This is a genomic window from Acinetobacter sp. BIGb0196 (assembly GCF_011759595.1).
Lineage (GTDB): Bacteria > Pseudomonadota > Gammaproteobacteria > Pseudomonadales > Moraxellaceae > Acinetobacter > Acinetobacter guillouiae.
The window spans coordinates 769873-790242 of the sequence record NZ_JAAOZA010000001.1; the positions used below are offsets into that span (position 1 = coordinate 769873).

The window sequence follows — 20370 nt, forward strand, 5'->3', positions numbered from 1 at the left end:
TCCTCTATAAATTAAATAGTTGAGATAAAAAATGAAAAAAACATCCATGTGGGTGTGGGTATACTTTTGCCCATTATTTAGTGCCCTGGCACATGCCGATTTAGTGACAGACAGCAGTGCAGAGCTAACGCTTAGAAATTTTTACTTTGACCGAGACTATAAACAAGATCCATATCCTTATACTGCTGCGCGCGATTGGGCACAAGGTATTATCTTTAATGGTCAATCGGGCTATACCGATGGAACAGTTGGTTTTGGTGTTGATGTATTGGCAATGGCTGGATTTAACTTAATTGGAGATCGAGCTGATGACTATGCACGGAGTAACTTATTACCTGTAAATGCAGATAATTCACGAGATGATTATTATGGGAAAATAGGGCTGACTGCCAAAACAAAATTTAAGAAAAATGAGCTTTTTGTGGGGGATTTGGTTCCACGATTGCCCACGATTTTTTCTTCACCTGCGCGTTTGTTTCCTCAAACTTATCGAGGTGCTCGGTTTGCTTCCAATGAAATTCCAAAGTTACAATTGGAAGGCTTTTATGTAGACCAAGTGCGACAGCGTGATTCAATTCATTATAGTGATGTTGGTATTGACAATATCAATCGCCGTTTTGATCAATCTGCAACAACAGATTACTTCTATAGTTTTGGTGGTGCTTATAAACTCGATGATGCGTATCGAATACGTGCTTATCAGGCTGAACTGCACGATATCTACCAACAGCAATTCTTAGGTTTCAATGGTAAACAGCCTTTAAATGAACAGTTAACTTTTTTAAGCGATGTACGATTTTTCAATAGTCAGGAGGCAGGTAGACAAAAAATTGGTCATGTAGATAACCAGCATTTAAGTGGATTATTTGGTTTAAATTATCAAAACCATACCTTGTCTTTGGGTTATATGCAGGCTTTTGGTTCGACAGGTTTACCATTTTTATCGGGAACAGAAAGTCCAGTGGTGCTTGATTTTATGAGCTCGGATTATTCCAATAAAGACGAGAAAGTCTATTCATTGCGTTATGAATATGATTTTAAAAATGTAAAATTAGCTGATATTTCCCTTAATGGACTGCGTTTTATGACCCGCTATGCCAAAGGACAAGATATTGATTTACTTAGTTATGGCGATATACGATTTAAAGAAGAATCGATGGAGCTGGATTTAGCTTATAAAATCCCAGAAGGGAAGTTGAAAGGCTTAGGCATGCGAGCACGTTTTTCTCATTACCGAAATGATATGCCAACCAATATGGTCTTTCACTCAGCCAATGAAACTCGTTTAAATATAGATTATAGCTTTAAGTTCTAAGGTTTCTGTATTACTAAACGGTTCTTTGATTTAAAGAACCGTTTTTTTAATTTAGTCTAATGGTGAAAAGAATTTGTATAAAAAATCTATGTTTCGTCAGAGTGGATCAACGATATCTTTCTGACGATTTTTAAGTATGTGAATATAAAACCATTTAAAAGCAGAAGGTACTCGATTTATAAATGAGTACAACATTGATTTGATTATGATTTTATCGGCCAGTCATTTTAGTCGTGACTCATGGTTTGATTTTTGAGCCATAGACTAAAGGCCTCAATTTTTGGCCAGTGGCGATCTTTCAATGAAGTGATATAGTAATGTTGCTCGCAGAGTAAAAACTGATCGGGGAATGGTGTGATTAGTTCGCCATTTTTAATGGCTTTTTCAACCAATCGTTTTCTTCCCATTGTCACTCCAAGGTTATTTTTTGCAGCAATTGAGGCGAGATCTGAGCGATTGAAGTAAAGCGCTGAAGGGGTATCAATATTGATATTAAAATGTGCGGCCCAACTGTCCCATTCACCTGTTCCTGTCTTATTACACCATGCATGACTGTCGTGAAGTAAAGTACACTGGTTTAAATTCTGCCAATTGTCTACAAGGTTGAATTTTTCAGCATACTCAGGACTACATACAGGTAAAATATGTTCATCCATTAAGTATTGATAATTCAATTGCGGGCAGGGTTGATTATCAAAATAAAGCGCTAAATCTATCCCTTCTCGTTGTAAATTAACATTTTCATTGCCAGTCAAAATTGATAATTCAATAAAAGGATAGCGCTGTATAAAGTCAGATAGTTTGGGAACCAACCAATTTTGTGTAATCGATGGCCTAGCATAAATCGTGAGTGGTCCAGATAAAGTTTGATTTTGGATGGCCTTAATTTCAGTATTGATATGGTCTAAAGACGATTGCAATGCCCAAAAAATGTGCTTACCTTCAGCAGTGAGTTCAACTTTACGGTGTAAGCGTAAAAAAAGTTTTATATTGAGTTCTTTCTCTAATAAATTGATTTGGTGGCTAACAGCACTTGGCGTTAAACATAACTCTTTTGCCGCTAATGAAAAAGACTCATGCCTTGCAGCTACTTCAAATGTATGAAGTTTAGATAATTGAAAACCTGTTAATGACTTATCTAAGTTCATCACTTTATTGCTCGCTGTCATATATTTTATAATTCATGTGAAATATTAAATAAAAATTTTAAAATAGATACTGCTATCTAAATCAAAATATATTTAAAGATCAATATTTAACCTTATGTTTTTTCAGATGAATTATTTTAACCCAAAAGCAAATTTTTATCATTTGACGTATTAATCCTAATTCATTATTTTTGCGTACCTTAAATATTAAACCGTGAAATATGTCACGAAAAAACGTGTTTTTAGGCAGCCTTACTGAAATTTAAAATATTGGTCTCGCTGTCTAAAAGGTTTTTATGTGCAACCTCTACGAAGCTTAAACGTTTCGTTATAGAGGTTTTTTACTTTTAAATTCTGTAAGGAACAAATTTTAATGATGGTCACAAATAAAGGCTTGTTGGTCACAACACTACTCCTCAGCTCAATCTTGTCTGGATGTGCTGTAAAAGGTGGTAGTAATGGTACGGCTGTTGAAAAGTGGCATAACTTTGAAAATCAAAAAATCAATGAAAAAGTAAATAAGAATAAAGCAAATGTTGTTTTCGTTCGTGATGAGAAAATTGAGGGAAAAGCGGTAAATATTTTTGTAGGTGGAGAATATTTGGCTTCATTGTTACCCAATGCTTATAAAGAGCTTGAAGTTTGTCCTGATAACCAAAAGTTGGTTGCAATTGAAACGGATGTCAAAGATCGCTATGCAAGCAAAGAAAAAGGCGGGCAATACTATAATTTACCTCTCGAAAAAACGACCTATTTACGTGTGAGTCTGGATCAGAATGGGCAGACTTATTTCTTAGCAATGAATGAGGATGAAATTAAAAAAGCTCAGCAGCATTTAAAAGAACAAGTCCACACCTTGCCACGTGTTGATCGCGATTTAAAGTGTAAGCCTACCGTTAAAATGTTGAAGAAATTTACATTACAAGCTGGCGCTTTGTTTCAGTTTGATAAATCAGATGAAGCAAATATGTTAACTCAGGGTAAACAAGAAATTAAGGATGTTGCAGATGCCATTCGTAATGAAACAGCCGGGATAAGCCATATAGATGTTATTGGTTATACAGATCCAGACGGTACGGAAAGTTATAACCAAGTGTTGTCAGCACATCGTGCGCAAAGTGTAAAAAATATGATGGTAAATTATGGTTTATCTGCTGATTTAATTGCTGCCGAAGGCCGTGGTAAAACAAATTTATTGATCACAGATTGTTCTGAAAAACACACTCAAAATCGTACTGCGCGTTTGGCATGTAATCAGCCCAATCGTCGAGTTGAGATCCTTCTTTATGGTACTCAGCCGTAATTACGCTTCATTTCAAAACTTAGTATTTTGATTCTATTAATTAATGCTTAATTATTGAAATTAAGGAAATAAACGTGACTGTAAAGAATATTGTTCTCAAAATTAATGCTAAAAAATCAACACTCGATACCTTGAATATTGAAGGTGGTGAGTTTGGTCGTGGTTCTCAAGGTAAACCATTAAAAATTGCTGCAAAAGCAAATGTTCATTATGAGTTTACTGATAAAGAGACTTCATTTGGGCCAGAAAATATTGCGACTAAACGCCATGATAAGGATTTGTGGATTAGTTTCGAAGGTGGGGATGTTGATCAGCCAGATCTGATTATTGAAAACTATTATGCTGCAAATGGTGAGTTGGGCTATTCAGAAGGGGAGTCTAACTTACTGATCGGTCAGCATGAAAATGGCAAATATTACCCTTATGTCCCAGAAAGTGCAGAAAAAAGTGATGCCGTGAGTTTGCTTGCGGATCAAGTTGAAGCTGGTCAGGCTTTAGGTGGTGAAGAAGTTGCAGCATTTTGGGCCTTTAATCCATTATGGCTATTGGCTTTGGTTCCGATAGCGGCAGTGGCTATTGGTCAAGGTCATGATAACAATAAAAAATCTCCTGTAATTGAACATCCTCAGCATGTTCCTATCGCAGAAAAAGACAGTGCTGAAACCAAAGAAAACACACCTGTGATCATTGATGTCACTTCAAATGACACTGACAAAGATGGTGACTTAGATCCAAGCACTGTAGTGATCACGAAACAGCCTCAGAACGGTACTGTTAGTGTTGATCCAATCACAGGCGAAGTGACTTATACGCCAAACAAGGGTTATGTTGGTCCAGATGCATTTGAATATACAGTCAAAGACAAGGCTGGCAATCTATCTGATCCAGCGACTGTGGTAATTGATATCACAGCTAATCCAGTTGCGGTTGATGATAGCGCTGAAACTAAAGAAGACACCCCAATCATTATTGATGTCACTTCAAATGACACTGACAAAGATGGTGACTTAGATCCAAGTACAGTGGTGATCACGAAACAGCCTCAGAACGGTACTGTTAGTGTTGATCCAATCACAGGCGAAGTGACTTATACGCCAAACAAGGGTTATGTTGGTCCAGATGCATTTGAATATACAGTCAAAGACAAGGCTGGCAATCTATCTGATCCAGCGACTGTGGTAATTGATATCACAGCTAATCCAGTTGCGGTTGATGATAGCGCTGAAACTAAAGAAGACACCCCAATCATTATTGATGTCACTTCAAATGATACCGATAAAGATGGTGACTTAGATCCAAGTACAGTGGTGATCACGAAACAGCCTCAGAACGGTACTGTTAGTGTTGATCCAATCACAGGCGAAGTGACTTATACGCCAAACAAGGGTTATGTTGGTCCAGATGCATTTGAATATACAGTCAAAGACAAGGCTGGTAATGTTTCTGATCCAGCGACTGTGGTAATTGATATCACAGCTAATCCAGTTGCGGTTGATGATAGCGCTGAAACTAAAGAAGACACCCCAATCATTATTGATGTCACTTCAAATGACACTGACAAAGATGGTGACTTAGATCCAAGTACAGTGGTGATCACGAAACAGCCTCAGAACGGTACTGTTAGTGTTGATCCAATCACAGGCGAAGTGACTTATACGCCAAACAAGGGCTATGTTGGTCCAGATGCATTTGAATACACAGTTAAAGATAAAGCGGGGAATGTTTCTGATCCAGCGACTGTGGTAATTGATATCACCGCTAATCCAGTTGCGGTTGATGATAGCGCTGAAACTAAAGAAGACACCCCAATCATTATTGATGTCACTTCAAATGATACTGACAAAGATGGTGACTTAGATCCAAGTACGGTGGTGATTAGCAAACAACCGCAGCATGGTACAGTCAGCGTTGATCCAATCACAGGTGAAGTGACTTATACCCCAAACAAGGGTTATGTTGGTCCTGATGCATTTGAATATACCGTCAAAGACAAAGCTGGCAATGTTTCTGATCCAGCGACTGTGGTAATTGATATCACAGCTAATCCAGTTGCGGTTGATGATAGCGCTGAAACTAAAGAAGATACCCCAATCATTATTGATGTGACTTCAAATGACACTGACAAAGATGGTGATTTAGATCCAAGCACTGTGGTGATTAGCAAACAACCTCAGCATGGTACTGTCAGCGTTGATCCAATCACAGGCGAAGTGACCTATACCCCAAACAAGGGTTATGTCGGTCCAGACCAGTTTGAATACACAGTCAAAGACAAGGCTGGCAATGTTTCTGATCCAGCGACTGTGGTAATTGATATCACAGCTAATCCAGTTGCGGTTGATGACAGTGCTAACACCAAAGAAGATACCCCAATCATTATTGATGTGACTTCAAATGACACTGACAAAGATGGTGATTTAGATCCAAGTACGGTGGTGATTAGTAAACAACCGCAGCATGGTACTGTTAGTATTGATCCAATCACAGGTGAAGTAACTTATACCCCAAACAAGGGTTATGTTGGTCCAGATGCATTTGAATATACCGTCAAAGACAAGGCTGGTAATGTTTCTGATCCAGCGACTGTGGTAATTGATATCACCGCTAATCCTGTTGCAGTTGATGATAGTGCTAACACCAAAGAAGATACCCCAATCATTATTGATGTGACTTCAAATGACACTGATAAAGATGGTGACTTAGATCCAAGTACAGTGGTGATTAGCAAACAACCGCAGCATGGTACTGTTAGTATTGATCCAATCACAGGTGAAGTAACTTATACCCCAAACAAGGGTTATGTCGGTCCAGATGCATTTGAATATACCGTCAAAGACAAAGCGGGGAATGTATCTGATCCAGCAACTGTGGTAATTGATATCACCGCCAATCCAGTTGCAGTTGATGATAGCGCTGAAACTAAAGAAGACACCCCAATCATTATTGATGTCACTTCAAATGATACCGATAAAGATGGTGACTTAGATCCAAGTACAGTGGTGATCACGAAACAGCCTCAGAACGGTACTGTTAGTGTTGATCCAATCACAGGCGAAGTGACTTATACGCCAAACAAGGGTTATGTTGGTCCAGATGCATTTGAATATACCGTCAAAGACAAGGCTGGTAATGTGTCTGATCCAGCGACTGTGGTAATTGATATCACAGCTAATCCAGTTGCGGTTGATGATAGCGCTGAAACTAAAGAAGACACCCCAATCATTATTGATGTCACTTCAAATGACACTGACAAAGATGGTGACTTAGATCCAAGTACAGTGGTGATCACGAAACAGCCTCAGAACGGTACTGTTAGTGTTGATCCAATCACAGGCGAAGTGACTTATACGCCAAACAAGGGTTATGTTGGTCCAGATGCATTTGAATATACCGTCAAAGATAAAGCTGGGAATGTGTCTGATCCAGCGACTGTGGTAATTGATATCACAGCTAATCCAGTTGCGGTTGATGATAGCGCTGAAACTAAAGAAGACACGCCAATCATTATTGATGTGACTTCAAATGATAGTGACAAAGATGGTGACTTAGATCCAAGTACAGTGGTGATCACGAAACAGCCTCAGAACGGTACTGTTAGTGTTGATCCAATCACAGGCGAAGTGACTTATACGCCAAACAAGGGTTATGTTGGTCCAGATGCATTTGAATATACCGTCAAAGATAAAGCTGGGAATGTGTCTGATCCAGCGACTGTGGTAATTGATATCACAGCTAATCCAGTTGCGGTTGATGATAGCGCTGAAACTAAAGAAGACACGCCAATCATTATTGATGTGACTTCAAATGATAGTGACAAAGATGGTGACTTAGATCCAAGTACAGTGGTGATCACGAAACAGCCTCAGAACGGTACCGTTAGTGTTGATCCAATCACAGGCGAAGTGACTTATACGCCAAACAAGGGCTATGTTGGTCCAGATGCATTTGAATACACAGTTAAAGATAAAGCGGGGAATGTTTCTGATCCAGCGACTGTGGTAATTGATATCACCGCTAATCCAGTTGCGGTTGATGATAGCGCTGAAACTAAAGAAGACACCCCAATCATTATTGATGTCACTTCAAATGACACTGACAAAGATGGTGACTTAGATCCAAGTACGGTGGTGATCACGAAACAGCCTCAGAACGGTACTGTCAGCATTGATCCAATCACAGGCGAAGTGACCTATACGCCAAACAAGGGTTATGTTGGTCCAGATGCATTTGAATATACCGTCAAAGATAAAGCTGGGAATGTGTCTGATCCAGCGACTGTGGTAATTGATATCACAGCTAATCCAGTTGCGGTTGATGATAGCGCTGAAACTAAAGAAGACACGCCAATCATTATTGATGTGACTTCAAATGATAGTGACAAAGATGGTGACTTAGATCCAAGTACAGTGGTGATCACGAAACAGCCTCAGAACGGTACTGTTAGTGTTGATCCAATCACAGGCGAAGTGACTTATACGCCAAACAAGGGTTATGTTGGTCCAGATGCATTTGAATATACCGTCAAAGATAAAGCTGGGAATGTGTCTGATCCAGCGACTGTGGTAATTGATATCACAGCTAATCCAGTTGCGGTTGATGATAGCGCTGAAACTAAAGAAGACACGCCAATCATTATTGATGTGACTTCAAATGATAGTGACAAAGATGGTGACTTAGATCCAAGTACAGTGGTGATCACGAAACAGCCTCAGAACGGTACCGTTAGTGTTGATCCAATCACAGGCGAAGTGACTTATACGCCAAACAAGGGCTATGTTGGTCCAGATGCATTTGAATACACAGTTAAAGATAAAGCGGGGAATGTTTCTGATCCAGCGACTGTGGTAATTGATATCACCGCTAATCCAGTTGCGGTTGATGATAGCGCTGAAACTAAAGAAGACACCCCAATCATTATTGATGTCACTTCAAATGACACTGACAAAGATGGTGACTTAGATCCAAGTACGGTGGTGATCACGAAACAGCCTCAGAACGGTACTGTCAGCATTGATCCAATCACAGGCGAAGTGACCTATACCCCAAACAAGGGTTATGTCGGTCCTGATGCATTTGAATATACAGTCAAAGACAAAGCTGGCAATGTATCGGATCCAGCTCACGTAACTTTAGATATAAGCCCTACAGGTACCTTAACCGAGATACTCAAAGAAGCTGATTTAGGAGATGGTTCAACAGCCGCTGTTGTAAATGGTGAATTGAGTTTAGATAACCCTAGTAATGCTGACATTAGCGATATCTTAATGACATTGCCAACAGTGGATGTCACTTCTGGTGGTGAGACAATAAACTGGACTCAAACAGCAAATGGCGGCTTAGTTGGAACCACGCCAAGCGGTCAAGAAGTGATGTCGATTACTTTGGGTACACCAGTGACCAGCAATGGTAAAACCACAATTCCTTATGAAATTGGTCTTAAAGCGCCAGTGGATCATGTTGGTGAGAACAGTGAACGTTTAGATCTTGATTTTGGTATCAATACCAATATTGGCGATGCTAACCTCATTATTACTGTGGAAGATGATAAATCAGTAGCAGCGCCAATATCTGTAGTTGCAGATGGTGAGACGACTTTTTATGCGAACGTGATCATTAGTCTGGATCTCTCTAGCAGTATGGGTGCAAGAGATAGCGGTATTCCAGATCCGGTAAATGGTGGCGAGAAAATGCGTATGAACGCAGCTGTCGAAGCGATTGAAACGATGCTAGATAAGTATCAGGAGCAACTTGACAGTGTAGCCCCAGGTAATGGAGACGTGAAAGTGAATATTATTGGCTTCTCAAAATTAGCCAAGCATCTTTCGCTACCTGGTCAAACAGATACATGGGTGTCATTAGACGATGCCAAGAAAATTGTGAAAGGATTATATAATTTTGGCACTCGACCAACAGATATTGGTGTAGATACCAATTACGATGCGGCTTTACAAGAGGTTATTCATAGTTGTTTGAATAATCAAGGTGCTGGTCCAGTTGTCGGTGTGGACGGCGCGAAGGTGAACAATAGTTTGCTCTTTGTCAGTGATGGTATTCCAAACTTTGGTAATGGCACTGATGGAGTACGCGGTATCCAACCAACGTCACCATCAAATTATGAACCAGGCAATCAAAATATCGATATCGGTGAAGATAAGTGGACAGCGTTCTTAAAAGAACAAAACATAAAATCTATTGCGATTGGTATTGGTCCTCAAATGGATGAGGGTGCAGATTTCTTAAAACCACTTGCTTTCGATGGCGAAAAAGGCACCAACAAAGATGGTTCGAGTGACATTATTATTTTGAAAGATATGTCTGATCTCGGCGGTATTATGTCTGAGTTGGTTCCAGAAGCTACTGATACTCAGGGGTCTATTCGTACGGATGATGTGGGCAATATTGTTTCATCTTTCGGTGCCGATGGTGCTGGTCAGTTAATCATTCAGATTGATGGGTATGACTATACTTATGACTATGCAACAAACCAAATCACCAGTAGCAATAGCAATGCGAGTATTTGGCAAGATGCTGGTAATGGTGTACTGATGGTGAAAACAGAGATCGGTGGTAGCTTTAAATTAAATATGTCAGCAGATAAGTTTGGTGATTTTAGCTATAACCCAGCTTCGACTCGTCCTGTAGGTAAAACCCAAGAAGAGTTTACATTTACACTTGTCGATAAAGATGGCGATAAATCTAGTGATAAATTGCTCATTGATATTCAATTAATTCCTGAAGCAAGTGCCAGTAAAACAGCACTGAGCATGAGTAATCAGTTGGATCATTTAGAGGTTTTTAATGCAGTTGGTCATACTTTAGATGGCTTTGCCAATACGCCAAATCCAGCCGAAGCTGTGCATACAAACCATATCAATGTCTCACAACATTTAGAGCAACTCAGTGTTGAGCAGCCTAACTTAATTTAAGTCTAATTAACCCGCACAAAAAGCATTTTCTACATTCTGTAGCGAATGCTTTTTGTATATTTATCTGGGTTTTTTAGTGTGGTATGGCACGCACATGATGGTGCTATACCTCATTTAAATAATACTTCAATGCAAATTTATTAAAAGCACAGTTAAAACAAATGGTTATGTTTTATAACCATTGATTGTATTTCTGGTTGCCGATAGAACTCATCAATGCAAATGAATAGAAAACTGACACGGTCAATATCTCTGTGTTTTATAGGGATGTTGGCAATACATGGCCCATTGGTACATGCAGCGACGTTAAAAGAGATACTCAAACAAGCGCTGGTCAATGATCCTGTGATACAGGAGGCTCAAGCAAATGTGTCTTTTGCACATAGTACGATGCAGACGACTAAGGCTGAACATTATCCGATTGTCAGTGCTATAGGGACTCAGGTACTTGGTCAACAACATAAATATGAAAGCAATGCACGAGAAACGCATTTTGCTCCTGGTCTACGCGCGACAGTCAATGTTTATGCTTGGGGCGGGATCGAAGCAGCCGTTGATCGAGATAAGAAAAAAGAAGCTTATTATCAATATACTGCTGAACAAACTAGAGAAGACCTTGGTTATAAAATCAGTACATTGTATTTAACCGCATTAAGAACCAAAGAGTCTTTGGTTGTTGCAGAACGAAATTTAAAACGTCACGATAAAATGCTGCATGATTTAAATATTATTGTGCAACATGATTCAGGTCGGTTCAGTGAGTTGGCTCAAGCTCAGGCACGTCGACTAAAAGTAGAAACAGGTATTGCTGAATTACGACGTACGTTAGGTTTAACTGTGAGTCGATTAGAAGTCTATACGCAAGATTTTTTAGCACCAGATACGATTGTTGATCCTTTTTATGGAATGACATCTCAAGATTTTATTACCCAATACCATCGTGCTGAAGTTGATCAAATACCCAGTTATTTAGCACAAAAAGCAGAACATGAAAGTGCACTTGAAGATATTAAAGTGTCTAAAGCGGCTCAAATGCCGAGTATTAATTTAGAAGGGACGGCAAGTCCAGATAATAAAGAAATCTATTTAAGAATGTCATGGGACATCTTTAACCAAGGTTCAAAGCATAAGATCTCACAGAAAAATCAAACCAAGATCGCTGTAGCGTCGCGTATGCAACAAAGCTTACGCGATACCATTGAACGTAGTCGAACAGCCATGTTTGATATGTCTCAAAATGAACAACGCGTTAAATTAGTGAATCAATATATTGATGTTCAACAAAAAGTCGTTTGGGCTTATGAACAACAATTCAAAATCTCTCGTCGGACATTAATTGATGTACTCGATGCTTATAACGAGCTTGCAAATATTGAAGCAACAGAAGTAGAAGCTCGTAATGATTTTAGAGCTGCAACTTTAGAGTATTTATTGGCTCAAGCCAAAATCAGTCAGTGGGCTGGTGTCACAAACTAACTTGGTTTCCCGATTATTTTCAAAGTATTTATTTAAGTAGAACAACATGAAATCTATTATTTCACATATCGCATTAACGACTAAATTATTAGGTAGTCCGATTAGTGAAGCTGCTTTATTGGCTCGGGTTGGGCGTGATCAAGACTTAAAGATTGATTATGGCACGCTCACAGAGGTTTTACGGAGTTATGGTTTTGATAACCAATTGTCGAAGCGATCTTTACAAGATATTCCAACACTTGCTTTACCTGCTACGATCTTATTAAAAAATGAAGAAGCTGCGGTGATTACCGAAGTTACATATCATGCTGACGAACGGACTTATCATTTATTGCAAACAGATGGGATGACCAAAGTCATCACTGCGATGCAGTTGGAACAATTGTACTTAGGATTTTGTTGGTTTATTAAGCCAAAAGTTCAATCAGATTTACGTTCTGATTTACCTGAATATCATTTGCCTAAAGCTTGGTTTTGGAAGGTGATTTGGCGATTTAGAAAATATTATTATCAAGTTGTATTGGCAACATTGATGATTAATTTTTTAGCTTTATTAAGTTCATTATACGTTATGAACGTATATGACCGTGTTATTCCAAACCAAGCTTTTGAAACATTATGGGTGTTAAGTATCGGTGTGATCATCGCGATTAGTTTTGAGTTTATTTCTAAATTAATTCGTTCTTATTTAACTGATATTGCAGGTAAAAAAGCAGATTTAATTATTAGCTCGTCACTCTTTAGACGTGTTATGCAGTTACGTTTGGTCGATCGTCCAAGTTCGGCTGGGGCTTATGCCAATAATCTTCGTGAGTTTGAAGCGGTTCGCGAGTTTATGACCAGTGCGAGTTTACTGACCATTGTTGATTTGCCTTTTCTATTTTTATTTATCAGTGTGATTGGATTAGTCGGTGGCAAGCTGGCCTTTGTGCCCTTGGCCTTAATCCCAATTATGATTGCAGTGGGCTTCTTTGTGCAAAGACCATTGGCTCGCTATATCAATGAGTCTATGAAGGAGTCATCTCAAAGGCAAGGCTTGGCAGTTGAAGCAATTGATGGAATTGAGACGTTAAAAACCAATAATGCCACAAATTGGGCGCAACAACGTTGGGATAATTTCACTGCAAAAACTTCTGTATCTTCGATTAAAGTTCGAAATTTAAGTAATTTGGTGGTGAATTTTGCCGCAAGTATGCAGCAGTTAAATACTGTCTTCTTGGTGGTATTCGGGACTTATTTAATTCACAGCAGTAATCCCGATTATAAAATTACTATGGGGGCATTGATTGCTTCGGTGATTTTATCTGGTCGAGCACTTGCGCCATTATCGCAAATAGCCAGTTTAGCGATTAAATTTCAGTCAGCCAAATTGGCCTTACAAGGGATTAATAATATTGTTGCAAGACCTATTGAGCGGGATCCTAGCCGTCAATATATCAGTTTAGCATCGGTCGAAGGTCAGATTACTTTTGAGCATATCCAATTTCAATATCAACGAGATGCAGCACCAGCAGTCAAAGACATAACCCTAAATATTAACCCAGGTGAAAAAGTTGCCATTTTGGGACATATTGGGAGTGGAAAAAGTACCTTGTTAAAACTCGCAAGTGGTCTTTATGAGGCCAATGCAGGTCATGTTACTTTAGACAATATTGATATACGTCAAATCGACCCAAGTGATTTACGAAGCAAAGTCAGTTTACTTAGCCAAAGTCCTCGCTTATTTTTGGGTACGCTTAGGGACAATCTCGAATTGGCAAGAACTGATCATTTTTCAACTGATCAACAGTTAATGCATGTCTTACATCAGTTTGGCCTCGATAAGGTGATCAATCAGCATCCGCAAGGCTTAGACATGCAACTCGGTGAAAACGGCTTAGGTTTATCTGGCGGGCAAAAGCAACTCATTGCTTTAGCAAGATTAACCTTACGTGACCCACAAGTTGTACTGCTTGATGAACCCACCACTGGATTAGATCAAGAAACAGAATTATCTGCCTTAGATGCGCTTCAAAACTGGGCAAAACAAAGAACATTATTGGTGGTTACCCATCGTCCCCAAGTCCTTGCATTGGTTGATCGTATTATTGTGATGGAAAATGGCGCCATTGCGATGGATGGTCCTAAAGAAGAGATTCTTGCCAAATTAGTTCAACAACAGCCCCAAAATATTCCTCCTGCAAAACCCAGAGTTCATCGAGTGAGTGTAAGTGCTCGGATCCGTAAATAACCTGATGCTTTGAACGTCAAGATTTGGTCGGATGAGAAATGATGTTGTTATGATTATGCAGATTAAGTAAGTGAAAGAAATGAAAAAACAAACTAAACAGCCACCAATCAGCCAATCTGATTTGAAGCTGTTAAACGATTTAAATGGCGCTTTACAGCAAGAAAAACACTATGGCTATTTTGCGGTGATTGTTTTGCTATTCGTCTTAATCGTCGTATTTTTAATTTGGGCGTATAACAGTACCTTAGAAGAGGTGACGCGAGGCCAAGGAAGTATTATCTCTAGTAGTCGTGAGCAAATTATTCAAAGCTTAGACCCCGGAATTATCATGGAAATGAGAGTGAAAGAGGGGGATGTTGTTGAAAAAAATCAAATTCTACTCAAACTGGATGATACTCGCAGTTCTGCTATTTTAAGAGAGAGCGAGGCTAAGGTTGAAAATTTAACCGCAATTGCAGCACGATTGAAAGCGGAAACTACAGAGACGAAGCCGATATTTCCTCAAGAGATTTCAAGTGAATTAAAGCAAAGAGAATATCAGGCTTATACGGTAAGACGACAGTCGATGGTCGATGCGATCGAAGCATTAAAAGCCAGTAAAAGTTTCTTGGATCATGAGATTTCGATTACCCAACCGCTGGCACAGCAGGGATTGGTTTCAAATGTGGAAGTATTGCGTATGCAACGACAATCGGCAGATCTGGGTGCGCAAATTTTAGATCGGAAAAATCGCTATTTAACCGATGCGAATAATGAGTTGGTAAAAACAGAAGCTGAATTGGCACAGGCGCGAGAAAATATGGCGATGCGTGCGGATCCTGTTGATCGTTCATTCATTCAAGCGCCGCTTCGCGGCATTGTGAAAAATATTAAAATTAATACAGTGGGCGGTGTGGTCAATGCAGGACAAGATATTTTAGAAATTGTTCCTTTAGATGACAAACTTTTGGTTGAAGCTTATATACGCCCACAGGATGTGGCTTTTCTTCGTCCCGGATTGCCTGCTGTTGTTAAAATAAGTGCCTATGATTATTCGATTTATGGTGGCTTAGAGGGGGTGGTGACACTGATTAGTCCCGATACTCTGAGTAATGACAAACGTAATAGTGAATTGAAATTAAACCAAAATGAAGTCTACTATCGTATCTTGGTCAAAACCGATGCAAATAGTTTAGTGGATAAACAAGGGAAAAAGCTTCCGATTATTCCCGGCATGGTGACCACTGTTGATGTAAAGACCGGTGAAAAGACCGTATTTCAATACTTGATTAAACCGATTACGCGGATGAAACAAGCTTTACAAGAGAGATAAAGCCACTTACTTAAACGGTTAAGTTAGAGTCATTTCATGTTTTGATCTATCCCCCAAATATGACCTTGTCGTTGATAGGTCAAGATTGGGGGAAGTGATTTTTGCTAAAGTAAAAACTTATGTAGAACAATAGATCATTGTTTAATAATGAGTTATCGCGTTCAATTAGCCTTAATCCAGTGTAAGTTTATTCAATAAAATTATTTCGAGCTAAACCAATGGCGGTTAATTCAGCTAACTCGATGAGGCCAAATTGACCAATGTTTCATGTAGATAAACCCAATAATATTGACCTGATTCAACTTTGATACAAGCCGTCGATATCCGTAATGTATCAGGTTCATGGCTTTGTTGATGTTCTTGATATTGAATCCAGCAGTGGTTGTCTGCTTCAAATAAAGCACGCGTATTTAAGATTTTAATTTTTAATGCGGGTTTGTTACCTATATTTTGACTAAACAAGGCATTTATTTCGGGTAAACCAATGACATTGCCTTGCGTCGTAATCATTTTAAAATTTGGGTCAAAACTGGCTAAGAGTTGATTTAGGCTTTCTTTTGCATTTTGACCTGTAAATACGTTTTCAATCAAAATATGTAAATCGATGACATGTTGTAATGCATTGTCCATAGGATTAGACATGGGTTTTCTCCTTAAAAATGGAAATTAATGATAAGAGGCAGAGCAGTGCTGCAAGCAAAAAAGTATGCTGATAACGTATTAAGTCATTTGCAGCAGGTAACAGATTAAAGATTGAAATAAGGACAACTGTACCTAAACTGAAAGCGACTTGTCGATTTATGTTCCACAGCACACTGCCTTGTAATAAGTCTTGGCCGTTAAAATCGATGAGGGCACTGATTTGGGCAGTATTGGCACTTAGACCACCACCCATTCCCATCAGTAGATAAGCAACAATTAAGGTACTTAAATCATTGGCATTTGAAACCCAGAACAGCAGTGAAATTCCTAAACTATGTAGCGTAATACCGATTATAAAGAGCTGCTTTTTACCGAGATGGCGATAGAGAAGTCCACCACTGGTCATCGATACCAATGCGCCTACTGCATAGAGCAGCATAAATAAACCAGTCTGTTTTGCATTAAACTCAAGGTTACGTTGTAAATTAAAGATATTCAGTAAATTCACACCAGTAAAAATACCGGGTACTGCGTAATAAACGATAAATGCATTGCGTAAATTATAATTTTTTAACAATTGCAAATTAAGAATCGGATGAGCAGATCCTTTCGCGTATTTGAGATAAATCAGAAGCATTGTGACGGAAAGCAGAAAGTTACTGATCGCGAGTACAATACTATGGTAATCGTTAAATAATGAGAAAGAGAGTAACAAACATAACAGGCTGACATTGACCATAAACAGTCCTAAAAAGTCAGGTTTCCCGGACGTTTTAGCTTTATTTTCTTTGATCCATCGCCATGCTAAAAAAGCAGTGATCACGGTAAAGGGGATATTGGCAAAAAACACCCAACGCCAAGATAAAGCATCAATAATCATGCCGCCAATCGTTGGTGAAAAGGCTGGTGCAATTAATGCAATTGCCATGATCATTGTGGAGATACGTTGCCGTTCATGGTTTGGAAACAGTGCAAATACCAATGCTTGACCGACAGGGATTAATAATCCGCCAGCCACACCCTGAACAAATCTCCAAAAAATTAAACTATGGATTGATTCACTCATGCCAATCAACCAAACGCTGACGGAAAAAAGCAGCATTGAATAACACAGCAATTTCCGATCACCCAATACGCTTGCTAACCATAAGCTCATGGGCATGATTAAAACCAAACCCAAAATATAAGCATTGCTTACCCATGCAACCATCGATGGGCTGACTGAGAAAGCTGTTGCTATATCGGGTAAGGCAATTGCAGACATGAAAATATTGATGCAATCAATAAAGAACCCAAGTAAAAACACTGTTGCTATTTTATAGCGATATGACATAGCGACCTCCAAGATGCAGGAGGGTACGATTCAGGCCTTTTATTGTCGATGCATGCGAAGTAAAATCATTGTTTAATAATTTCAAACAATCAGTGTGATTATGCAAAAAAACCTAAAACAGATTATAAGTTTTTTGCAAGTGGTTGATTCAGGATCATTTACCAAGGCAGCGGAGATTTTGGGGTTAAGTCGATCGATGGTGAGTATTGATATCAAGCATTTAGAACAGCATTTAAATGTGAGTTTGCTGATTCGTAATACGCGTAATATCGCACTGACTGAAATAGGCAAAAGCTTTTATGAGGATTTCAAACACATTCAATTGCAAATCGAAGAAGCTTTTGAGCGCAGTCAAAACTTAGCCACAAGTATCACAGGGATATTGCGTTTTTCATCGACCAATGAATTTGGACGGAAATTCATCTTACCTTTGCTGGGTGAGTTTTGCCGCCAATATCCTCAATTACAGCTACAATATTCATTTAATTCTTCCTTAGATGATTTAGTCACTGAAAAATTAGATTTGGTCATTCGGTTGGGAAACTTAAAAGACTCATCCATGCGGACACGAAAAATTGCTGAATATCCGATTTATTTGGTTGCCAGCCCTGAATTTTTAAAACGTTATCCAATCAATAGCATTGCTGATTTAGCACATGTTCCTTGGATTGGTCATCGCTTATTGAATTGGCAGGATGCGCAATATGTTTTACAAAATGATCAAGGTGAAAAACATACATTGCCTTTTGTTAGAAGTCAGTATGAATCTAATTCGGCAGAAGCGATACACCAGATGACACTTGCTTCATTGGGTGTTGCGATATCGCCAGCTTGGTTGGTCGATGAAGATATTCAGCAAAATCGTTTAACTCGGGTGTTAGCTGATTTTGATTTACCTGTGCAAAATGTTCAATTGCTCTATCCGAATACGGGAACATTACCTGCAAAAACTCGTGTCTTTATCGATTTTTTGGTGCAACGACTGTGTCTTTAATCATGTCAAAATAGGCGCTTGCTATTGCGTATAGATAAAATGCATGGTCAATTGTTAGACTAGATTTCGCCAGATCAATTGTTTATATAAAACCAACAGGATATCATCAAAAAATATCACAACTCATCTGTATACATCTCAGTAAAATATAGCAAGATGAGCTTCGGTCTAAAAAGAATTTATAAAATGGTGTTGATGTTCTATGCGTGAACCGTCCTCCTGTCCGCCAGTTTCTACCCCTATGAATCAGCAAGCATTGATTCAAAATGGTGATATTGCACCGCAAACGCTGGTTGCCTGTGAGGAATGTGACACGCTCTATCATCGAATTCAGTTGACCCAAGGTGAGCGTGCTTATTGTCTCTGTTGTGGTGCTGAGCTTTATCGGCAAAGCAAACCATTTAGTGTCTTACTGGCAATGGTAACAACAGCACTGATCGTATTTGTGATTGCCAATAGTTTTCCGATTGTTAAGGTGGAATTGCAGGGGAATGATTCCCAGACAACACTACTGGGTGCGGCATGGGCAATGTTTCATGCAGGCCAAGGGCCCGTAGGTGTGTTGATTCTTATCACGACTTTTGTGGTGCCTCTATTGGATTTATTGCTGCTGTTCTATGTACTTTCATCAGTTCATTTTTTTAAAGTTCGGCCTCGTTATTTAGTTGCAGCATTTCGTACTCTGTTTTTATTTAGAACATGGGGAATGGTTGAGGTATTTTTGATTGGGGTATTGGTCACCTTGGTTAAACTGGTCGGTATGGTTGTGGTGATTCCGGGCGTTGCATTATGGGGATTCTCCATATTGAGTGTATTGCTGGTTTATATTGCCTCAGTAAAAGTCAAAGATCTTTGGGATGAGATCGACAGGAGACTCTCATGAAAACTGAACAGTCTCAGGCTAATTTTTCAAAATACTCAGCGCATATCGACAGTAAAAATTCGCTGCAATTCCCAAGAGCCAAAGATTTGTCTTTGGTGCTTTGTCATTGCTGTGGAACGCTTAATAAACAGCTTCCAGAGGCTGAAACTAAACACGCTTCACATTGCTTGAAATGTCATAGTGTGCTGCATCAACGTAAACCAAAGAGCTTAGACAGAACCCTTGCTTTGGTGATTGCGGCGAGTATTTTATATATTCCAGCCAATGTACTTCCGATGACCGTGACAGATTCTTTGTTAGGCAGTCAGCAAGATACGATCATGAGTGGTGTGATCTATTTTTGGCAGAATGGGGATTATCTGGTGTCTGCTGTTATTTTTATGGCCAGTATCTTTATTCCCATGTTAAAACTTTTGATTCTGTGTTTTCTATTGATTGCAGTAAAAATGCAGTCTTCTAAACGTTTGCATTTTTCACCTGAGCATTGCTCAATGCTTTATCGGATTGTTGAGTTTATCGGTCGATGGTCGATGATTGATGTTTTTGTGGTGGCTTTATTGACCGCCCTGATTCAGATTCAATCACTGGCAACTATTCTCGCTGGGCCGGGCGCCGTTGCTTTTGGTGCAGTGGTGGTTTTAACCATGTTTGCTTCACTGAGTTTTGACCCGCGTATTATCTGGGATAATTATTCTGCTGCCCAGAATACGCGCAACAAGAACGAGTTTTCCCTGCAAGGCTCAGATGTGATTCACGTGGATCATCCTCCCTTGAATCATGATTTATCTAATTCCAGTCAATAAAACAA

12 protein-coding genes are annotated in these 20370 nt (G+C 39.2%); 9 read left to right on the plus strand and 3 right to left on the minus strand.

Annotated features, from left to right (window positions below; all coding sequences use genetic code 11):
- Positions 1-31: 31 nt before the first annotated feature.
- On the plus strand, positions 32-1315 hold the full coding sequence (locus tag FHR28_RS03605; protein ID WP_166781944.1) for an OprD family outer membrane porin: 1284 nt from the start codon (positions 32-34) through the stop codon (positions 1313-1315).
- Between the two features lie 227 nt (positions 1316-1542).
- On the opposite strand, the gene dsdC is transcribed toward FHR28_RS03605, so the two are convergent.
- Positions 1543-2463 (minus strand): DNA-binding transcriptional regulator DsdC, encoded by a 921-nt coding sequence (gene dsdC, locus FHR28_RS03610; protein WP_166781945.1) that lies wholly within the window; start codon positions 2461-2463, stop codon positions 1543-1545.
- A gap of 373 nt (positions 2464-2836) precedes the next feature.
- Here dsdC and FHR28_RS03615 point away from each other — a divergent pair, with 373 nt between their 5' ends.
- The 5 genes from FHR28_RS03615 (at position 2837) to FHR28_RS03635 (ending at position 15710) form a co-directional block, all read left to right on the plus strand.
- Complete coding sequence (locus tag FHR28_RS03615) at positions 2837-3766, plus strand: OmpA family protein (RefSeq protein ID WP_166781946.1); 930 nt, start codon at positions 2837-2839, stop codon at positions 3764-3766.
- Between the two features lie 74 nt (positions 3767-3840).
- Positions 3841-10692 carry an Ig-like domain-containing protein gene (locus FHR28_RS03620; protein WP_166781947.1) on the plus strand — a complete coding sequence of 2284 codons (6852 nt, stop codon included), beginning with the start codon at positions 3841-3843 and terminating at the stop codon, positions 10690-10692.
- 267 nt (positions 10693-10959) lie between these two features.
- The gene (locus FHR28_RS03625) at positions 10960-12168 is read left to right on the plus strand and encodes a TolC family protein (protein ID WP_166781948.1); all 1209 of its coding nucleotides are present in this window, start codon (positions 10960-10962) and stop codon (positions 12166-12168) included.
- Between the two features lie 46 nt (positions 12169-12214).
- Positions 12215-14398, plus strand: a complete 2184-nt coding sequence (locus FHR28_RS03630; RefSeq protein ID WP_166781949.1) for a type I secretion system permease/ATPase — start codon at positions 12215-12217, stop codon at positions 14396-14398.
- Positions 14399-14477: 79 nt separating this feature from the next.
- The gene (locus FHR28_RS03635; protein WP_004817233.1) at positions 14478-15710 is read left to right on the plus strand and encodes an HlyD family efflux transporter periplasmic adaptor subunit; all 1233 of its coding nucleotides are present in this window, start codon (positions 14478-14480) and stop codon (positions 15708-15710) included.
- Positions 15711-15944: 234 nt separating this feature from the next.
- Here FHR28_RS03635 and FHR28_RS03640 read toward each other — a convergent pair whose 3' ends face one another.
- Entirely contained in the window at positions 15945-16352 is a 408-nt protein-coding gene (locus tag FHR28_RS03640; protein ID WP_056513311.1) for a hypothetical protein, read from the minus strand.
- Complete coding sequence (locus tag FHR28_RS03645; protein WP_166781950.1) at positions 16345-17685, minus strand: MFS transporter; 1341 nt, start codon at positions 17683-17685, stop codon at positions 16345-16347. The genes FHR28_RS03640 and FHR28_RS03645 overlap by 8 nt, the downstream gene beginning before the upstream one ends.
- Before the next feature lie 100 nt (positions 17686-17785).
- On the opposite strand from FHR28_RS03645, the gene FHR28_RS03650 reads away from it, so the two are divergent.
- The 3 genes from FHR28_RS03650 to FHR28_RS03660 all read left to right on the plus strand — a co-directional run bounded on the left by FHR28_RS03650 (position 17786) and on the right by FHR28_RS03660 (position 20365).
- A complete protein-coding gene (locus tag FHR28_RS03650; protein WP_056513304.1) occupies positions 17786-18679 on the plus strand; it encodes a LysR family transcriptional regulator in 894 nt (297 codons plus the stop codon).
- Positions 18680-18920: 241 nt separating this feature from the next.
- On the plus strand, positions 18921-19562 hold the full coding sequence (locus FHR28_RS03655) for a paraquat-inducible protein A (protein WP_042140915.1): 642 nt from the start codon (positions 18921-18923) through the stop codon (positions 19560-19562).
- The gene (locus tag FHR28_RS03660) at positions 19559-20365 is read left to right on the plus strand and encodes a paraquat-inducible protein A (RefSeq protein WP_166781952.1); all 807 of its coding nucleotides are present in this window, start codon (positions 19559-19561) and stop codon (positions 20363-20365) included. Before FHR28_RS03655 ends, FHR28_RS03660 begins: the two co-directional genes overlap by 4 nt.
- Positions 20366-20370: the final 5 nt, after the last annotated feature.